Source organism: Streptomyces sp. NPDC048604 (assembly GCF_043199435.1).
Classification (GTDB): Bacteria; Actinomycetota; Actinomycetes; order Streptomycetales; family Streptomycetaceae; genus Streptomyces.
Genome location: NZ_JBICVX010000007.1, coordinates 84778 through 101356 on the forward strand (window position 1 = coordinate 84778; position 16579 = coordinate 101356).

18 protein-coding genes are annotated in these 16579 nt (G+C 73.8%); 10 read left to right on the top strand and 8 right to left on the bottom strand.

Annotation, left to right across the window (positions count from 1 at the left end):
* Positions 1-26 precede the first annotated feature (26 nt).
* From ACGFMM_RS16540 to ACGFMM_RS16555, 4 genes are read right to left on the bottom strand one after another with little or no spacing between them, the layout of a single operon-like run.
* Positions 27-1028: a hypothetical protein gene (locus ACGFMM_RS16540; protein ID WP_393647031.1), complete on the bottom strand. Its 1002-nt coding sequence runs from the start codon at positions 1026-1028 to the stop codon at positions 27-29.
* Positions 1025-1939, bottom strand: coding sequence for an alpha/beta hydrolase (locus ACGFMM_RS16545; protein ID WP_393647032.1), 915 nt, complete (start codon positions 1937-1939; stop codon positions 1025-1027). The genes ACGFMM_RS16540 and ACGFMM_RS16545 overlap by 4 nt, the downstream gene beginning before the upstream one ends.
* Complete coding sequence (locus ACGFMM_RS16550; protein WP_393647033.1) at positions 1936-2661, bottom strand: glucose 1-dehydrogenase; 726 nt, start codon at positions 2659-2661, stop codon at positions 1936-1938. Before ACGFMM_RS16550 ends, ACGFMM_RS16545 begins: the two co-directional genes overlap by 4 nt.
* On the bottom strand, positions 2658-3797 hold the full coding sequence (locus ACGFMM_RS16555; protein ID WP_393647034.1) for an LLM class flavin-dependent oxidoreductase: 1140 nt from the start codon (positions 3795-3797) through the stop codon (positions 2658-2660). The genes ACGFMM_RS16550 and ACGFMM_RS16555 overlap by 4 nt, the downstream gene beginning before the upstream one ends.
* A 78-nt stretch (positions 3798-3875) precedes the next feature.
* Between ACGFMM_RS16555 and ACGFMM_RS16560 the strand changes: the two genes are divergently transcribed.
* Positions 3876-4481, top strand: coding sequence for a PadR family transcriptional regulator (locus ACGFMM_RS16560; RefSeq protein WP_393647035.1), 606 nt, complete (start codon positions 3876-3878; stop codon positions 4479-4481).
* Here the strand turns inward: ACGFMM_RS16560 and ACGFMM_RS16565 are convergent.
* On the bottom strand, positions 4406-4972 hold the full coding sequence (locus ACGFMM_RS16565; protein WP_393647036.1) for a flavin reductase family protein: 567 nt from the start codon (positions 4970-4972) through the stop codon (positions 4406-4408). The genes ACGFMM_RS16560 and ACGFMM_RS16565 overlap by 76 nt on opposite strands.
* A gap of 103 nt (positions 4973-5075) precedes the next feature.
* Between ACGFMM_RS16565 and ACGFMM_RS16570 the strand changes: the two genes are divergently transcribed.
* From ACGFMM_RS16570 to ACGFMM_RS16590, 5 genes are all read left to right on the top strand, one after another.
* Positions 5076-6668 (top strand): FadD3 family acyl-CoA ligase, encoded by a 1593-nt coding sequence (locus ACGFMM_RS16570; RefSeq protein ID WP_393647037.1) that lies wholly within the window; start codon positions 5076-5078, stop codon positions 6666-6668.
* A complete protein-coding gene (locus ACGFMM_RS16575; RefSeq protein ID WP_393647038.1) occupies positions 6665-7759 on the top strand; it encodes an acyl-CoA dehydrogenase family protein in 1095 nt (364 codons plus the stop codon). Before ACGFMM_RS16570 ends, ACGFMM_RS16575 begins: the two co-directional genes overlap by 4 nt.
* 95 nt (positions 7760-7854) lie before the next feature.
* Positions 7855-8601, top strand: a complete 747-nt coding sequence (locus ACGFMM_RS16580) for a vWA domain-containing protein (RefSeq protein ID WP_393647039.1) — start codon at positions 7855-7857, stop codon at positions 8599-8601.
* A gap of 61 nt (positions 8602-8662) precedes the next feature.
* A complete protein-coding gene (locus ACGFMM_RS16585; protein ID WP_393647040.1) occupies positions 8663-9043 on the top strand; it encodes a VOC family protein in 381 nt (126 codons plus the stop codon).
* Between the two features lie 149 nt (positions 9044-9192).
* Complete coding sequence (locus tag ACGFMM_RS16590) at positions 9193-9675, top strand: pyridoxamine 5'-phosphate oxidase family protein (RefSeq protein WP_393647041.1); 483 nt, start codon at positions 9193-9195, stop codon at positions 9673-9675.
* On the opposite strand, the gene ACGFMM_RS16595 is transcribed toward ACGFMM_RS16590, so the two are convergent.
* From ACGFMM_RS16595 to ACGFMM_RS16605, 3 genes are read right to left on the bottom strand one after another with little or no spacing between them, the layout of a single operon-like run.
* Positions 9676-10776 carry an acyl-CoA dehydrogenase family protein gene (locus ACGFMM_RS16595; protein ID WP_393647042.1) on the bottom strand — a complete coding sequence of 367 codons (1101 nt, stop codon included), beginning with the start codon at positions 10774-10776 and terminating at the stop codon, positions 9676-9678.
* Positions 10776-11921 carry an acyl-CoA dehydrogenase family protein gene (locus ACGFMM_RS16600; RefSeq protein ID WP_393647043.1) on the bottom strand — a complete coding sequence of 382 codons (1146 nt, stop codon included), beginning with the start codon at positions 11919-11921 and terminating at the stop codon, positions 10776-10778. The genes ACGFMM_RS16595 and ACGFMM_RS16600 overlap by 1 nt, the downstream gene beginning before the upstream one ends.
* Positions 11921-12763 carry an enoyl-CoA hydratase gene (locus tag ACGFMM_RS16605; RefSeq protein ID WP_393647044.1) on the bottom strand — a complete coding sequence of 281 codons (843 nt, stop codon included), beginning with the start codon at positions 12761-12763 and terminating at the stop codon, positions 11921-11923. The genes ACGFMM_RS16600 and ACGFMM_RS16605 overlap by 1 nt, the downstream gene beginning before the upstream one ends.
* Before the next feature lie 47 nt (positions 12764-12810).
* Between ACGFMM_RS16605 and ACGFMM_RS16610 the strand changes: the two genes are divergently transcribed.
* Genes ACGFMM_RS16610 through ACGFMM_RS16625 form a run of 4 tightly spaced genes read left to right on the top strand, consistent with a single transcriptional unit; the run spans position 12811 to position 16546 of the window.
* Positions 12811-13953, top strand: a complete 1143-nt coding sequence (locus ACGFMM_RS16610) for an acyl-CoA dehydrogenase family protein (protein WP_393647045.1) — start codon at positions 12811-12813, stop codon at positions 13951-13953.
* The gene (locus ACGFMM_RS16615) at positions 13950-14735 is read left to right on the top strand and encodes an SDR family oxidoreductase (protein WP_393647046.1); all 786 of its coding nucleotides are present in this window, start codon (positions 13950-13952) and stop codon (positions 14733-14735) included. The genes ACGFMM_RS16610 and ACGFMM_RS16615 overlap by 4 nt, the downstream gene beginning before the upstream one ends.
* Before the next feature lie 25 nt (positions 14736-14760).
* Positions 14761-15372 (top strand): TetR/AcrR family transcriptional regulator, encoded by a 612-nt coding sequence (locus ACGFMM_RS16620; RefSeq protein WP_393647047.1) that lies wholly within the window; start codon positions 14761-14763, stop codon positions 15370-15372.
* 16 nt (positions 15373-15388) lie between these two features.
* Entirely contained in the window at positions 15389-16546 is a 1158-nt protein-coding gene (locus ACGFMM_RS16625) for an acetyl-CoA C-acetyltransferase (protein ID WP_393647048.1), read from the top strand.
* Positions 16547-16579: the final 33 nt, after the last annotated feature.

Consider the following 16579-nt stretch of genomic DNA (forward strand, 5'->3'; position numbering starts at 1 on the left):
GACACTGGGCGGGCGCTGTTGCTTGTTCACTGCATGCTCATGCGGTGCGGGTGCATGGGGTCGGTGGGGCAGGCGAAGGCGCGGTACTCGCCGTCGCGGCCGACCTTGACCTCGGTCGGCTGCCCGACGACGGGGTACGGGCCCCAGCTGCCGCCCGACTCGTACGAGTCGATGGTCAGCAGCACCCGCATCTCCGTCCCGCAGGCGTCGCAGTACACGCGGTACAGGTCCGTCTTGTGCCAGGAGTCCCAGCCGCCGATCTTCCAGCCGGGGGCGAGGGAGAGGTCGTACTGGTACCAGGGCGCCTCCTCGCCGATCCTGGCCCGGAGTTCGTCCTCCCAGGCGTCGATGCGGGCGACCAGCTCGTCCGGCAGATAGTCCGCGAAGGGGTACTCGACGACCTGCTCGGGGCTGAGCACGCAGGGCTCGGGCAGATAGCGGGCCTCGACGACCGCCGGTTCGGGCGGGGCGGGGAGCGGCTCGGTCACGTCGGCGGCCCGCCGCCAGTACAGCCGGGTGTACGGGCCGAAGTGGCTGAACGGCCCGTCCTCGTGGTCGTAGAACGGGCACCACAGCACCTGGAGCAGGTCGGCGCCCGGCGGGGCGAAGGGGCCCAGGTCGGGCACGTCCCGTGTGGAGAACTGCGCCAGGGCGAGGAGCGGCAGCGGGCCGCCCTCGTGTCGGTCGGGCCGGTGCCAGGGCTCGGCGGACAGGGCGTCGAACTCGGCCTGCTCCTCGTCGGTGTACGCGAGGCCGCCGTCCGGCATGCGCGGCCGCTCGTACACCTCCCGCAGGACGCGGCGGTAGCGCCGCTCGCGCTCCGGCGCGATGCCCCGCGTCCCCGGCCCGTGCTGCTCGCACACCGGCCACGCCTCGTCCGCCGGCCAGAGCAGCGGCCCGCCCACCGAACTGTCCGCCGCCGGGGCTCCCGGGCGGGGGTGAAGCCGGGTGCCCGTGCGGGCGTACGCGGACAGTTCGGGGAAGGGGACGGTGATGTCGAGCGGGCGGTACGGGGTGCGGATGGTCACCCGGTGAGGGTAGACAGCCAGGCCGCGGCCCCGTCCAGTGCTTTGTCCGCCTCCGGCAGCACGCCCCGGGCACCGAGGAAGCCGTGGAAGACGCCGGTGTGCAGATGGACCTGGGCGGTGACGCCGGCGGCGGACAGGCGGCGCGCGTACGCGAGGCCCTCGTCGCGCAGCGGGTCGCAGTCGGCGAGCACGAGCAGGGCGGGGGGCAGGCCGGCGAGGCCGGCGGCGAGCCCGGGGGAGGCCGCCACGGGGTCGCCGTCCGGGCCCAGGTACTGCTCCCAGTACCAGCGCATGTGCGCGGTGGTGTGGAAGAAGCCCTCCGCGTACGCCTCGGCCGACGGCCCGTCGAGCCGGTGGTCGAGCACCGGGTAGAACAGCAACTGCCCCGCGACGGCGGGCCCGTCGCCGTCCCGCGCCCGCAGTGCCGCCGCGGCGGCGAGGTTGCCGCCGCTGGAGTCGCCGGCGAGCACCAGCGCCCGCCCGGGGTACGCGGCGGCCGCCCAGGTCAGGGCGGTGTGCACATCGTCCTCGGCGGCCGGGTGGCGGTGTTCCGGCGCGCGCCGGTAGTCGACGGAGACGACGGTCGCGCCGCTGCGTTCGACGAGGGCGCGGCACAGCCCGTCGTGCGTGTCGAGATCGCACAGCACCCAGCCGCCGCCGTGCGCGAAGACGACGACGGGCGGGTCCGCGACGACGGGCGGGGCGGCGCCGGCCGCGCGGCGCGGTGGGGTGTACACCCGTACGGCCACCCCCGCCGCCGTCCGGTCCTCCGCCGTCAGCGTCGACGCCGCCGGCGGGCGGACTCCGGCGCGGGCCGCCGCCCGCAGGGCCTCCGCGTCGCCCGGCGGCGGGAACGCCGCCGTCATCGCGTCGCAGAGCGCGCGGGCCTGTGGGGTCAGGGGGTCCGTCATCCTGTCGTCAGCCCCCCGTCCACCGTGAACTCCGTGCCCGTGACGTACGACGAGGCGTCCGAGACGAGGAAGGCGATCAGCACGCCGACCTCCTCCGGGCGGCCCATGCGGCCCAGCGGCACGTGCGACCAGTCGCGGCCCGCGACGGGCGCCGTCATCGGGGTGTCGATCGCGCCCGGGTGGACCGAGTTCACGCGGATGCCGTACGGGGCGAGGTCCAGCGCCGACGAGCGCGTGAGTCCGCGCAGGCCGAACTTCGAGGAGCCGTACGCGGCGTGGCCCGGGATGCCGACCAGGCCGGCGGTGGACGAGACGTTCACGATCGAGCCGCCGCCCGCCTCCCGTAGCGCGGGCAGCACCGCCCGCATGCCCAGGAACGGGCCCAACAGATTTACTTTCAGGAGGAGTTCGAAGTTCTCCGGGGTCTCGTCCTGCACCGGCGCCGTGCGCCACAGCGCCGCGTTGTTCACCAGCGCGTCCAGCCGGCCGTATGTCCGCGTCGCGGTGGCCGCGACCCGATCCCAGTCCTCCGCCGACGTCACGTCGTGCCGGACGAACGCCGCCGCCTCGCCCAGCCCGGCGGCGACCGCCCGGCCCTCCTCCTCGCGCACGTCCGTCAGCACGACCCGCGCGCCCGCCGCCGTCAGCAGCGCGGCCTCCGCCGCGCCCTGGCCGCGGGCCGCGCCCGTCACGATCACGACCTTGCCGTCGAGGGAGGTCACGCGGAGGTCCCTTCCAGCGCGCGGAAGTGCGGAATGACCTTCTCGCCCCACTGCCGGATCGTCTCCATGCAGACCTCCTGCGGCACGGTGCCCATCTGGATCAGGCACATCACCTCGTCCACGCCGATCTGCCGCAGCTGCTCCACGTAGTCGATCGCGGTCGCCGCGTCGCCGTACGCGTGCTCCGCGTTGAACGTGCCGGTGTCGACCGGCCGGGCCGGGATGTTCGCCTCGTGCAGCCGGGCCACCAGCTCCTCGCGGCCGCGGGCCAGCGCCGCCACATGGTCCTCGGCGCCCTCGTCGTCCGCGTAGCCCGTCGGCGCGGGCGCGTTGCCGTACCAGTGCGCGATCGACTCGGCGAAGAACCGCTGCCCGCGGGTGCCGATCCGCAGCGCCGCGGCTGCGTCGTCGAGCACGATCGTCGGGCAGAGCGCCGAGAAGTGGTCGTTGACCTCGGTCGACACCAGCCGGTCCGGGCCCCGGCCGGCGATCGCCTCGTCGTACACCTTGCGCATCGCCCGCACGTCGTCGGCCCCGGCGAAGCCCATCACCAGCGCGCCGATGCCGAGTTCGGCGGCCAGCTTGAGCGTGTCGTGCTTGGAGCAGGCCATGAACAGCGGCGGGTGCGGGTCCTGGACCGGGCGCGGCAGGATCGCGCCGGGGCCGATGTCGAGCGAGCCGTGCCACTCGAACCGCTCCTCGCGCCACGCCGACGCGAAGATCCGCAGCGCCTCCTCCATCTGCGGATACGTGTCCTCGGGCCGCACCCCGTACATCCGCATCTCCTGCTGGGTGGCGCCGCGCCCGGCGCCGACGTCGACCCGGCCGCCGGAGAGCACGTCGAGCATCGCGGCCCGCTCGGCGACCCGGACCGGGTGCTGGTAGCCGAACGGCATGGTGACCACGCCGTGGCCGATGCGTATCCGCTGCGTCCGGGCGGCGACCCAGGTCAGGAAGATCTCGGAGGCGCTCATGTGCGCGTACTGGGTGAGGGAGTGGTGCTCGACCGCCCAGATCCGGTCGAAGCCCATCTCCTCGGCGTGGACGGCCTGTTCGACGCAGTCGTGGATGACCTGGCGTTCGCGTTCGGGGGTGGGGTCGACGAGCTGGGCCTCGAAGATCATGGAGAACTTCATGGGACCTCCTCTATTTCGAATAGGAATACTTCTAGCAGGCATACGTAGAGGGTGGAAGGGGTGCGTAGACTTCGCTGCGTGACGGAGAAGAAGACCGCCGGACAGGCGGAGGGCCAGGAGATCCCCGCGCTCCCCGCGACGAGCTGGGCCGTGCTCGGACTGCTCTCCTACGGCGAGGAGCTGTCCGGCTACGACCTGAAGAAGTGGTCCGACTGGTCGCTGCGCTTCTTCTACTGGAGCCCGTCGTTCAGCCAGATCTACGGCGAGCTCAAGCGCCTGGAGAAGGCCGGCTTCGCGGCCTCGCGGATGGTCGCCCAGGAGACCGGCACCCGCGACAAGCGCGTCTACCGGATCACCGACGAGGGCATGGCGGCCGTGCGGACCTGGGCCCGCACCGCGCCCGTCGACCCGCCGGTGCTCAAGCACGGGCCGATGCTGCGGCTGTGGCTCGGGCATCTTCTGGAGCCCGAGCAGATGCGCGAAGTCCTCGGCAAGCACCGGGAGTTCGCGGAATCGATGCGGCTGCGCGCGGCGGCGGACGTGGCCGGCGCGCAGACCGAGGAGGCGTGGAAGTACCCCATGCTCACCCTCAAGTGGGCCGAGCGGTACTACGCCTCCGAGCGCGACCTCGCCGACGCCATGCTGGCCGACATCGAGGAGCTGGAGCGCGGCAGCCGCCCGTAGCCGCGGCGGAAGTAGAGCAGCGGGGCGGCGTCGTCGCGGTGCGCGGTCAGTGAGGTGACCCGGCCGAGGGCGATGGCGTGGTCGCCGCCGTCGAGGACGTCCGCGAGCTCGCAGACGACGCTCGCGAGCGCGCCGTCGAGCAGCGGCGCGCCGTTCGGGCCGGGGCGCCAGCGCACCCCGGCGAACTTGTCGCCGCCGGTCACCGCGAACCGGCGGCACAGCTCCTCCTGGTCGTCGGCCAGCACGTTCACCGCGAACCGCCCGGCGGCGCGGATCACCGGCCAGGTGGCCGAGGTGTGCGCCGGGCAGAAGCAGACCAGCGGCGGATCGAGCGAGACGGACGAGAACGACTGCACCGCCATGCCGGCCGGACGGCCGTCCGGGGCGAGCGCGGTGACGACGGCGACTCCGGTGCAGAAGCCGGAGAGCGCGGACCTGAGGTCGGGCAGGGGTGTGGTGGGTGTGATCGGTGTGGTGGGTGTGGTGCTCACGGGGGAACCTCCCGGGGAATGTTCCTACTAGGTATATGCCTAACCGAAACACTCGTGATTGGATACCGGCCACGCCCATACGTCAAGTAGGGAGGGTGTCTCCTTGCCAGGCCGTATCTCCGATCAACCGCCCCTCGCCCCGGACGAGTTGCCCGCCACGCTCGCGGCGCTGCCCGGCTGGGCCGCCGCCGTCCACGCCGGCCGCGAGGCCCTCGCCGACGGCGAGGAACGCTGGACCTTCGACCGGCTGAACGACGAGATCGCCGCCGCCGCGCGGGCCGCGCTCGCCCACGGCGTCGCCGCCGGCGACCGGGTCGCGATCTGGGCCCCCAACAGCCGCCACTGGATCACCGCCGCGCTCGGCGCGGTCGGCGCCGGCGCGGTCCTCGTCCCCGTCAACACCCGCTACAAGCCCGCCGAGGCCGCCGACATCGTCCGCCGCAGCGGGGCGACCCTGCTCTTCACCGAGCACGACTTCCTCGGCACCGACTACGCCGCCGCCCTCCACGGCTCCGGCGAGGACCTCGGCGCGCTGCGCGCCACCGTCCCGCTGCACGGCCCCGGCTGGGACGCGTACCTCGCCGCCGGCGCGGCCGTGCCCGACGCCGAACGGGCCGCCCGCGCCGCCGCCGTACGCCCCGACGACCTCTGCGACATCCTCTACACCTCCGGCACCACCGGCCGCTCCAAGGGCGTCATGAGCACCCACGCCCAGACCCTGCGCCTGTACGCCGACTGGGCCCGGCTGGTCACCCTGCGCCCCGGCGACCGCTATCTGCTCGTCAACCCGTTCTTCCACACCTTCGGCTACAAGGCCGGGGTGCTCGCCTGCCTGCTGAGCGGCGTCTCGATGATCCCCGAGCCGGTGTACGACGCCGACCGCATCCTGCGGCGCATGGCCGCCGAGCGCGTCACCTGCCTGATGGGACCGCCGACCGTCTTCCACGGCCTCATCCACCACCCGCGGCGCGCCGCACACGACCTGTCCGCGCTGCGTCTCGCCGGCACCGGCGCGGCGTCCGTGCCCACCACGCTCGTCGAGGAGATCCGCGAGGTGCTCGGCGCGCCCGACGTGTTCACCGCGTACGGGCTCACCGAGTGCGGCGGCGTCGTCACCGTCTGCCCGACGGACGCCGACGCGCACACCGTCGCCCACACGGTCGGCCTGCCGCTGCCCGGCACCGAGGTGCGGATCGCCTCCCCGGCCGGCGAGCCGCGGCCGCCCGGCGAACCGGGCGAGGTCCAGGTCCGCGGCTATCACGTGATGCGCGGCTACCTCGACGACCCCGACGCCACGGCCGAGGCGACGACGGACGACGGCTGGCTGCGCACCGGCGACATCGGCGTCCTCGACGCGCGCGGCCATCTCGCCATCACCGACCGGCTCAAGGACATGTACGTCGTCGGCGGCTTCAACGCGTACCCGGCCGAGATCGAGAACGTGCTGCTCCAGCACGAGGCCATCGCCGACGCGGCCGTCGTCGGCGCGCCCGACGAGCGGCTGGGGGAGGTGGGCGTCGCCTTCGTCGTCACCACGCGGGAGGTGGACGCGGCCGAACTGACCGCCTGGAGCCGGGAGCGGCTCGCCAACTTCAAGGTGCCGCGCCGGTTCGTCCCGGTGCCCGGACTGCCGCGCAACGCCGGCGGCAAACTGCTCAAGGGCGAGCTGCGGCGCGCCGCGAGGGGAGAGTCATGAGGGACACGCCGGAACAGGCCGAACTGCGGTCGGCCGTACGGTCGTTGCTGACCCGCACCGAGGGTGGTCCCGCCACCTGGCGCCCGCTCACCGGGCAGATCGGGGCGGCCGCCCTGGCGGTCCCGGAGGAACAGGGCGGCCTCGGCTGCGGTGTGCCCGAACTGGCCGTGGTCGCCGAGGAGCTGGGGCGGGCCCTGAGCCCGCTGCCGTACCTCGGCTCCGCGGTCCTCGCGACCGTGGCCCTCGCCGAGGCCGGGGCCCCCTTCCCGCCGGGCCTCGCCGACGGCGCCCGCGTCGCCGCGCTGGCCTGGGCGGAGACGGACGGCTGGGAGCCCGAGGCCATCGCGACGACGGCGACACGGGCGACATGGGCGGCGCAGGCCACTCAGGCCGCCGTGCCTCCCGAGTCCTCCGGACCCGCCTGGTACCTCTCCGGCGTGAAGGAGTACGTCCTCACCGGGCCCGAAGCCCCCGACCTCGTGTACGCCTTCGCCCGCGCCCCCGGCGGACGGCTCGGGCTGTACGCGCCGGCCGGCCCGGGCGTCGTGTGCGACGCCGTCCCGGCCCTCGACCGGACCCGGCCGCTCGCGCGCATCGTGTTCGACCGCGCGCCCGCGCGGCTGCTCTGCTGCGACGGGGAACGCGTGCTCGCGCGGGTACGGGACGTCGGCGCCGTCGCGCTCGCCGCGGAGTGCGTGGGCGCGGCCGGGCGGGCGCTGGATTTCACCGTCCGGTACGCCAAGGACCGCGTCCAGTTCGGCCGGCCCATCGGCGCGTTCCAGGCCGTGAAACACCGGCTGGCCGATCTGCACGCCGAGGTCGAGGCGGCCCGATCGCTCGCCCGGGCCGCCGCGCACGCCGACGGCACGCCCGCCTTCCCGCGGCTCGCCGCGGCCGCGAAGTCGGCGTGCACACAGGCGTACCGGACGGTCGCCGCCGAGACCGTCCAGCTGCACGGCGGCATCGGCATCACCTGGGAGCACCCCGCCCACGACCACCTCAAACGCGCCCACGGCGCGTCCCGGCTGCTGGGCTCCCCGGAGTCGCACCGCGCCCGCCTGGCGGGACTGCTGGGGCTCAACGCGGCCTGAGCGGTGCTTCCTTGGCGTATGGGCCGGTACCTCCCGTACGCTCGGCTGCACCGCGACCGACGGGTCGCCGTACGCCGGAACGGAGACCCGCACCCATGGCCCTGAGCCTGCGCAAGATCGAGGAGTCCGCCCCGGCCCTGGTCAGCCTCTACAAGACGGCCGGGGTCTCGGTGCAGAAGCACGGCCTGGAGGGGCAGCGGGTCGCGGTGTACCTGGTGGTCGACTACTCGGGCTCGATGAAGCCGTACTACAACGACGGAAGCGTGCAGGAGCTCGCCGACCGGGTGCTCGGGCTCTCCACGCACCTCGACGACGACGGCCGGGTGCCGGTGGTGTTCTTCTCCACCGACGTCGACGCCGAGACGGACATCGCGCTCGCCGACCACCAGGGCCGCATCGGCCGGATCGTGGCCGGTCTCGGCCACATGGGCAAGACCAGCTACCACCTGGCCATGGACGCGGTCATCGACCACTACCTCGACAGCGGCTCCACCGCCCCCGCGCTGGTCGTCTTCCAGACGGACGGCGGGCCGATCAACAAGCTCGCCGCCGAGAAGTACCTGTGCAAGGCGGCCAAGCTGCCGCTCTTCTGGCAGTTCGTCGGCTTCGGCGACCCGCACAGCCGGCAGTTCGACTTCCTGCGCAAGCTCGACGAGCTCGCCGTGCCCGGCAGGCGCCCCGTCGACAACGCCGGTTTCTTCCACGTCGGCCAGGACCCGCGCCGGGTGTCGGACGCGGAGCTGTACGAGCTGCTGGTCGCCGAGTTCCCGGCGTGGCTGCGGGCGGCCCGGGCGCAGGGCATCGTGCGGGACGGCGCCGTGGGCGCGGCAGCGGCGTACTGATCCGGCCGCTCCGCCGAAATCGCGTGGCCCGCGGCGCGTCCCGTCCGGAATAGTGGCGCGCATGGCTTCTCTTGTGCGACACGTGACGTTCGACTGTTCCGACGCCTACGCGCAGGCCTCCTTCTGGGCGCAGGTGCTGGACGGCAGGGTCTCCGACGAGGACGCGCCGGGCGACCCGGAGGCACTGGTGGAGACGGAGGGCGTGAGCGTCCTGTTCGTCACCGTGCCCGAGGCGAAGTCGGCCAAGAACCGGGTCCACTTCGACCTCCAGCCGCAGGACCGCAGCCGCGACGAGGAGGTGGAGCGGGTGGTGAAGCTCGGCGCGACGCTGGTCGGCGACCACCGCCGGGCGGACGGCCTGGGCTGGGTGACGCTCGCCGACCCGGAGGGCAACGAGTTCTGCGTGGAGCGCAGCGCCGGCGAGCGGGAGCGCACGGAGTAGCAGCCGGGAGCGTTCGGGGCAGTCCCGCGAGCCTTCGGGGCGGTACTCCGGAGCGTTCGGCGCAGTACCCGGGAGCCTTCGGGGCAGTTCAGCGAGCCTTCGGAGTAATCCGGACGGAAGCTGTCGGGTTTCTGCGGTTCGCTGGAGTCATGACGACGACCACCACCATGACCTGGCCCGAGTTCCAGCAGGCCGAGCCCGAACTCGCCGCGACCGTGCGGGAGCGGTTCGGGAAGTACACGCACCACGTCCTCGCCACGCTCCGCAAGGACGGCTCGCCCCGGCTGAGCGGCCTGGAGGCGAAGTTCCCGCTGGACGAGCTGGTGCTCACGATGATGCCCGACTCCCGCAAGGCGCGGGACCTGCGGCGCGACCCGCGGTTCTCGCTGCTCGCCAACCCGGGCGAGGGCACGGCGATGGGCGGCGGCGACGTACGGGTCTCCGGCCGGGCCGTCGAGGTCACCGACCGGGAGACGCAGGAGCGGTTCGCCGAGGCGCTGGGCGCGCCGCTGCCGTTCCACATGTACCGGCTCGGCCTGACGGAGGTCGTCCGCACGAGCGTCGAGGACGACGAGCTGGTCGTGCGGACCTGGCGGCCGGGCAGCCCGGTCCGCACGCAGCGTCGTACCTGATCAGTCCGGTCGCCCGCCGACGGCGGCCGCAAGGACGGCCGCCCGGCACTGCGCGGGCGTGCCCCACGCGTCGCGCAGCGGACGGGCCTTGCGCAGCCAGAGGGACAGGTCCAGCTCCTGCGTGTAGCCGATCGCGCCGTGCAGCTGGAGCGCGGCGCGGGCGGCGGCGTACGCGGCCTCGCCGGCCGTGACCTTGGCCGCCGCCACGTCCGCCGCGTCGAGGGTGACCGCCGCGCCGTGCACCAGCGGCCGGGCGAACTCGAGGCCGATCAGCACGTCGGCGAGCCGGTGCTTCACCGCCTGGAACGAGCCGACGGCCACCCCGAACTGCGTCCGCTGCCGGGTGTACGCGACCGTCCGGTCGAGCAGCGCCCGCCCGAGGCCCAGGCACTGCGCGGCCGTGGCCAGCGCCGCCCAGCGCCGGGCCCGCTCGGCGGCGGCGGTCACGGCGGGCCCGGCCGCGAGCACCTCCCCGCCGGCCTCGGGCACCGCCAGGCGCCGCCCGGGGTCGGCGGACGTCCGCAGCTCACGGACCCCGGCGGCGAGGACGAGCCGGTCGCCGTCGACCCCGAGCACGACGCCGGCGAGATCGGCGTCGACCGCGTACGGACCACCGCCCGCGCGAGGCGCGGTCTCCGCATGGCTGCCGCCCGCCGCGTCCGCCGCCGTCCGGCCGTCCGCCGCACGCAGTTCCGCGCCCGAGCCCGCCCCGCCCCCGTCCACCCACAGCGTCGCCGCCGTCGCCCCCGACACCACGTCGGGCAGGAGCCGCTTCGCCGGGGCTTCGACGCCCGCCTCCGCCAGGGCCGTCAGGAGGGCCGTGGCCGCGACCGTCTCCGCCAGGGGGCCCGGGACGGCGTGGCGGCCGAGTTCCTCGAAGGCGACGGCCGTCTCCACCGGGAGCGGGCCGACGCCCTCGTACGCCTCCGGGGCCGCGAGCGCGAGGACGCCCGCCTCCGCGAGGCGCGTCCACAGGGCCCGGGCCGGTCCGTCGTCGCCGGACGCGCGGGCGCGGATCGCCGCCGGGGTGTCCGCGGCGGTGAGCATCGCGTCCAGCGAGCGGGCGAAGGCGCGTTGTTCGTCGGTGAGCAGGAAACCCATCAGCGGCGGCCCTTCGGGAGGCCGAGCAGGCGCTCGGCGATGATGTCGCGCTGGATCTCGTTCGTCCCGGCGTAGATCGGGCCGGCGAGCGAGAAGACATGGCCCTCCGGCCACTCCCCGTCGGCGAGTTCGCCGTCCGCGCCGAGCAGGTCGAGCGCCGTCTCGTGCAGGGCGATGTCGTACTCCGACCAGAAGACCTTGTTCAGGCTGGACTCCGCGCCGATCTGCGTCCCGCCCGCGAACCGCGCCGCGCCCGCCGCCGTGAACAGCCGGTACGCCCGCGCCCCGATCACCGCGTCCGCGACCCGGTCCCGCAGCGCCGTGTCCCCGGGGTCGCCCTGCTCGCGCCAGAGCCGGACGAGGCGGTCCGCGGCGGCCAGGAAGCGGCCGGGGGAGCGGAGCGTCAGGCCGCGCTCGTTGCCGGTGGTCGACATGGCGATCCGCCAGCCCCGCCCCGGCTCGCCGATCACGTCCGCGTCCGGGACGAAGACCCCGTCGAGGAACAGCTCGGCGAACGCCGGCTTGCCGTCGAGCCGGCCGATCGGCCGGACCGTGACCCCGGGCGCGCGCAGGTCGAACATCAGATACGTCAGCCCCTGGTGCGGCTTGGGCGCGTCGGGGTCGGTGCGGAAGATCCCGAACGCCCGGTCCGCGAACGCCGCCCGCGACGACCAGGTCTTCTGCCCCGACAGCAGCCAGCCGCCGTCCGTGCGCACCGCCCGCGAGGTCAGCGACGCGAGGTCGGAGCCGGCCTCCGGCTCGGACCAGGCCTGCGCCCAGACCACCTCGCCGGTCGCCATCGACGGCAGCACCCGGGCCCGCTGCTCCTCGGTCCCATGGTCGAAGAGGGTCGGCGCGAGCAGGTTGATGCCGTTCTGCGAGACCCGGCCGGGCGCGTCCGCCGCCCAGTACTCCTCCTCGAAGGCCAGCCAGTGGAAGAGGTCGACGCCCCGCCCGCCGTACTCCTGCGGCCAGGAGACCACCGCCCAGCGGGCGGCGGCCAGTTCGGCCTCCCACGCGCGGTGCGCGGCGAAGCCCTCGCGGGTCTCCAGGGACGGGAGCGGCTCGGCGGGCACATGCCGGCGCAGCCAGTCCCGTGCCTGGGCCCGGAACTCCCGTATCTCCGCACTCTCGTGAAGATCCATCAGACCGACGCCCTCCTCTTCATCGCCGCCACGTCCATCCCGCCGAGGGAGTCCGCCGCCGTCTCGGCGTTGTGCGCGTGGGCCAGGTGGTGCAGGCCGAAGACCGAGTCCATGCCGGCGTGCAGGCCCTGGAGGTCCTCGGCCTGGTTGACCGCGCGCTTGGTCAGCGCCAGGCCCATCCGCGGCATCTCGGCGATCCGCAGCGCCAACTCGTCGACAGAGGCGCCCAGTTCGTCGCGCGGGACGACCCGGTTCACCATGCCGAGTTCGTACGCCCGGCGGGCCGGCATCCGGTCCCCGGTGTACAGGAACTCCTTCGCGATCCGCGGCGGCATCGCCCACGGATGCGCGAAGTACTCCACCCCCGGGATCCCCATCCGCACCACCGGGTCCGCGAAGTACGCGTCCTCGCTCGCCACGATCAGGTCGCAGACCCAGGCGAGCATCAGCCCGCCCGCCACGCACGCCCCCTGGACCGCCGCGATCACCGGCTTCGGCAGCTCCCGCCAGCGCCGGCACATCCCCAGGTACACCTCCGACTCGCGGGCGAACCGGGCCTCCGCGCCGCTCTTGTCGGAGTGGTCCCACCAGAGCCCGGCGTGCCGCTCGAAGGGCAGGTGGGCGTCGCGTTCGGGCGTGCCGATGTCGTGGCCGGCGGAGAAGTGCTCCCCGGCGCCGGCCAGGACGACGACCTTCACCTCCGGGTCGTCGGCCGCCCGGTAGAAGGCCGCGTCCAGGGCGTAGGTCATCGCGGAGTTCTGGGCGTTGCGGTAGCGGGGGCGGTCCATGGTGACGTACGCGACGGGGCCGCGGCGTTCGTAACGGACGGGATCCTGGGTCATTCCGAGCATCCTTCCCTAACAAGTGTTTGGTAGGTTAACGTACGGCCATGAGCACCGTCGAGGAGTTCCGCACCGAGGTCCGCGACTGGCTGAGGACCCGGCTCACCGGCGACTTCGCCGCCCTGAAGGGCCGCGGCGGACCCGGCCGCGAGCACGAGGCCTTCGCCGGACGCCTGGCCTGGGAGCGCCACATGGCCGCCCACGGCTGGACCTGCGTCGGCTGGCCGGAGCGGTACGGCGGACGCGGCGCGAGCATCGAGCAGCAGATCGCCTTCCACGAGGAGTACGCCCTCGCCGACGCCCCCGCCCGCGTCAACCACATCGGCGAACAGCTCCTCGGCCCGACCCTGATCGAACACGGCACCGAGGAGCAGAAGGCCCGCTTCCTGCCCCCGATCCGGGCCGTCGAGGAACTCTGGTGCCAGGGCTACAGCGAACCGGACGCCGGCTCCGACCTCGCGGGCCTGCGCACCCGCGCGGTGCGCGAGGGCGACGAGTGGGTGATCACCGGCCAGAAGACCTGGACCTCGCTCGCCCATGAGTCCCAGTGGTGCTTCGTCGTCGCCCGCACCGAGGCGCCCGGCACGCGCCGGCACTCCGGACTGTCGTACCTGCTCGTCCCCCTCGACCAGCCCGGCGTCGAGATCCGGCCGATCGTCCAGCTGACCGGCACCAGCGAGTTCAACGAGGTGTACTTCGACGGCGCGCGCACCGCCGCCTCCCACGTCGTCGGCGCGCCCGGCGACGGCTGGCGGATCGCCATGGCCACCCTCGGCTACGAGCGCGGCGTCTCCACCCTCGGCCAGCAGGTCGGCTTCCGCCGCGAGTGGGAGGGCCTCGCGGAACTGGCCCGGCGCACCGGCGCCGCCGCCGATCCGCTACTGCGCGACCGGCTCGTCCGCTCCTGGATCGGCCTGGAGACCCTGCGCGCCACCGCCCTGCGCGGCGACGTCGACGCCTCCACCGCCAAACTCGCCTGGTCGCACTGGCACCGCGACCTCGGCGAACTCGCCCTGGACGTGCGCGGCGCCGCGTCCCTGCTCGCCGCCGGGGAGCCGTACGAACTCGACGACTGGCAGCGGCTGTTCCTCTTCTCCCGCGCCGACACCGTCTACGCCGGATCCAGCGAGATCCAGCGGAACATCATCGCCGAGCGGGTGCTCGGCCTGCCGAAGGAGGCCCGCGCATGACCGCAGTCCCGCCGTACGTACCGGGGCACGCCCTGCTCGACGGCCGTACCGCCGTCATCACGGCCGCCGCAGGCGCCGGCATCGGCGGGGCCACCGCCCGGAAGTTCCTGGAGGAGGGCGCGCGGGTCCTCGTCAGCGACGCCCACCCCCGCCGCCTGAAGGAGACGGAGCAGGCGCTGGCGGAGGAGTTCGGCGCGGAGCACGTCTCGTCCCTCCCCTGCGACGTCACCGACGAGGAGCAGGTGACGGCGCTGTTCGCGGAGGCGGTACGGCTGCACGGCCGGCTCGACGTCGTCGTCAACAACGCCGGCCTCGGCGGCACCGCCGCCCTCGTCGACATGACCGACGAGCAGTGGACCCGGGTCCTCGACGTCACCCTCAACGGCACCTTCCGCTGCACGAGGGCGGCGCTGAGGCACTTCAAGGACTCCGGCGGCGGCGGGGTCGTCGTCAACAACGCCTCCGTCGTCGGCTGGCGCGCCCAGGCCGGCCAGGCCCACTACGCCGCCGCCAAGGCCGGCGTGATGGCGCTGACCCGGTGCGCGGCGATCGAGGCCGCCGCGTACGGCGTCCGCGTCAACGCGGTCTCGCCGAGCCTCGCCATGCACCCGCACCTGGTGAAGGTCACCTCCGAGGAGCTGCTCGCCGAACTCACCGAGCGGGAGGCCTTCGGCCGGTACGCCGAGCCGTGGGAGATCGCCAACGTGATCGTCTTCCTGGCCAGCGGCTACTCCTCGTACATGACCGGCGAGACCGTGTCGGTCAGCAGCCAGCGGGCCTAGGGGCGGGAGCGACGACAATGGGAGCGTGCCGAACAAGAAGAAGACCCAGGTGACCGCCACTCCCGAGCGGCGCCGTGAACTCCTGGACACGGCGGCCGAGGTGTTCGCCGCCCAGGGGTACAACGCCACCACCGTCCGCAAGATCGCGGACGCGGCCGGCATGCTCGCCGGCAGCCTCTACTACCACTTCGATTCCAAGGAATCGATGCTCGACGAGATCCTCTCCACCTTCCTGAACGAGCTGTGGGAGCGGTACGACGCCGTGCTCGCCGCCGGGCTCGGGCCCAGGGAGACCATCGAGGCCCTCGTCACCGAGTCCTTCCGGGAGATCGACCGGCACCGCGCCGCCGTCGCCATCTACCAGAAGGAGTCCCGGCACCTGAGCGCCCAGCCCCGCTTCCACTACCTCGCCGACTCGCAGCAGAAGTTCGAGAAGGCGTGGCTCGGGACGCTGGAGCGCGGGGTCGCCGCCGACGTCTTCCGGGCGGACCTGGACATCCGGCTCACCTACCGCTTCGTGCGCGACACGGTGTGGGTGGCGGCGTCCTGGTACCGGCCGGGCGGGCAGCACAGCCCGGAGGAGATCGCCCGCCAGTACCTGTCGATGGTCCTGGACGGGATCGCACGACGCATGTGACGACGAAGGAGGAGCGATGCCCGAGGCCTACATAGTCGAAGCGGTACGGACCCCGGTGGGCCGGCGCCGAGGAGGACTGTCGCAGGCGCACCCCGCGGACCTGGGCGCGCATGTGCTCAAGGCCCTGGTGGAACGGAGCGGGATCGACCCGGCAGCGGTGGAGGACGTCGTCTTCGGCTGCCTCGACACCGTGGGACCGCAGGCCGGCGACATCGCCCGCACGGCATGGCTGGCGGCCGGTCTGCCGGAGGAGGTCCCCGGGGTCACCGTCGACCGCCAGTGCGGCTCCTCGCAGCAGGCCGTGCACTTCGCCGCGCAGGGCGTGCTCTCCGGCACGCAGGACCTGGTGGTGGCCGGCGGCACGCAGAACATGTCGATGATCCCGATCGCCTTCGCCTCCCGCCAGGCCGCGGAGCCGCTCGGCCTCACCGAGGGCCCGTACGCGGGCAGCGAGGGCTGGCGGGCCCGGTACGGCGACGCGCCGGTGAACCAGTTCCACGGCGCGGAGCTGATCGCCGCGAAGTGGGGGATCACCCGGCGCGACCAGGAGGAGTTCGCCCTGCGCTCGCACCGGCGGGCGCTGAACGCCCTGGACGAGGGCCGCTTCGCGCGCGAGACCGTCGCGTACGGGGACGTCACGGCGGACGAGGGCCCGCGCCGCGACACGAGCCTGGAGAAGATGGCCGGCCTGGCCCCGGTCGTGCCGGGCGGCACGATCACCGCGGCCTGCTCCTCGCAGGTCTCGGACGGCGCGGCGGCGATGCTCCTGGCGAGCGAACGCGCGGTCCGCGAACACGGGCTGACGCCCCGGGCCCGGATCCACCACCTCTCGGTCCGCGGCGAGGACCCGATCCGCATGCTCTCCGCCCCGATCCCGGCGACGGCCCACGCCCTGAAGAAGACCGGGATGACCATCGACGACATCGACCTGGTCGAGATCAACGAGGCCTTCGCCCCCGTCGTCCTCGCCTGGCTCAAGGAGACCGGCGCGGACCCGGAGCGCGTGAACGTCAACGGCGGCGCCATCGCCCTCGGCCACCCCCTCGGCGCGACGGGCGTGAAGCTGATGACCACCCTCCTGTACGAACTGGAGCGCACCGGCGGCCGGTTCGGCCTCCAGACCATGTGCGAGGGCGGCGGGCAGGCGAATGTGACGATCATCGAGCGGTTGTAGCTGCTTCCGCAGGTTGTAGCCGGTTCCGCCGGC

What these genes read in the sequence shown, in the direction of transcription:
- ACGFMM_RS16600 (WP_393647043.1), bottom strand. Translation starts at nt 11,921, where the DNA reads ATGGATCTTCACGAGAGTGCGGAGATACGGGAGTTCCGGGCCCAGGCA.
- ACGFMM_RS16590 (WP_393647041.1), top strand. Translation starts at nt 9,193, where the DNA reads ATGACGACGACCACCACCATGACCTGGCCCGAGTTCCAGCAGGCCGAG.
- ACGFMM_RS16615 (WP_393647046.1), top strand. Translation starts at nt 13,950, where the DNA reads ATGACCGCAGTCCCGCCGTACGTACCGGGGCACGCCCTGCTCGACGGC.
- ACGFMM_RS16575 (WP_393647038.1), top strand. Translation starts at nt 6,665, where the DNA reads ATGAGGGACACGCCGGAACAGGCCGAACTGCGGTCGGCCGTACGGTCG.
- ACGFMM_RS16595 (WP_393647042.1), bottom strand. Translation starts at nt 10,776, where the DNA reads ATGGGTTTCCTGCTCACCGACGAACAACGCGCCTTCGCCCGCTCGCTG.
- ACGFMM_RS16580 (WP_393647039.1), top strand. Translation starts at nt 7,855, where the DNA reads ATGGCCCTGAGCCTGCGCAAGATCGAGGAGTCCGCCCCGGCCCTGGTC.
- ACGFMM_RS16545 (WP_393647032.1), bottom strand. Translation starts at nt 1,939, where the DNA reads ATGACGGACCCCCTGACCCCACAGGCCCGCGCGCTCTGCGACGCGATG.
- ACGFMM_RS16625 (WP_393647048.1), top strand. Translation starts at nt 15,389, where the DNA reads ATGCCCGAGGCCTACATAGTCGAAGCGGTACGGACCCCGGTGGGCCGG.
- ACGFMM_RS16555 (WP_393647034.1), bottom strand. Translation starts at nt 3,797, where the DNA reads ATGAAGTTCTCCATGATCTTCGAGGCCCAGCTCGTCGACCCCACCCCC.
- ACGFMM_RS16610 (WP_393647045.1), top strand. Translation starts at nt 12,811, where the DNA reads ATGAGCACCGTCGAGGAGTTCCGCACCGAGGTCCGCGACTGGCTGAGG.
- ACGFMM_RS16605 (WP_393647044.1), bottom strand. Translation starts at nt 12,763, where the DNA reads ATGACCCAGGATCCCGTCCGTTACGAACGCCGCGGCCCCGTCGCGTAC.
- ACGFMM_RS16585 (WP_393647040.1), top strand. Translation starts at nt 8,663, where the DNA reads ATGGCTTCTCTTGTGCGACACGTGACGTTCGACTGTTCCGACGCCTAC.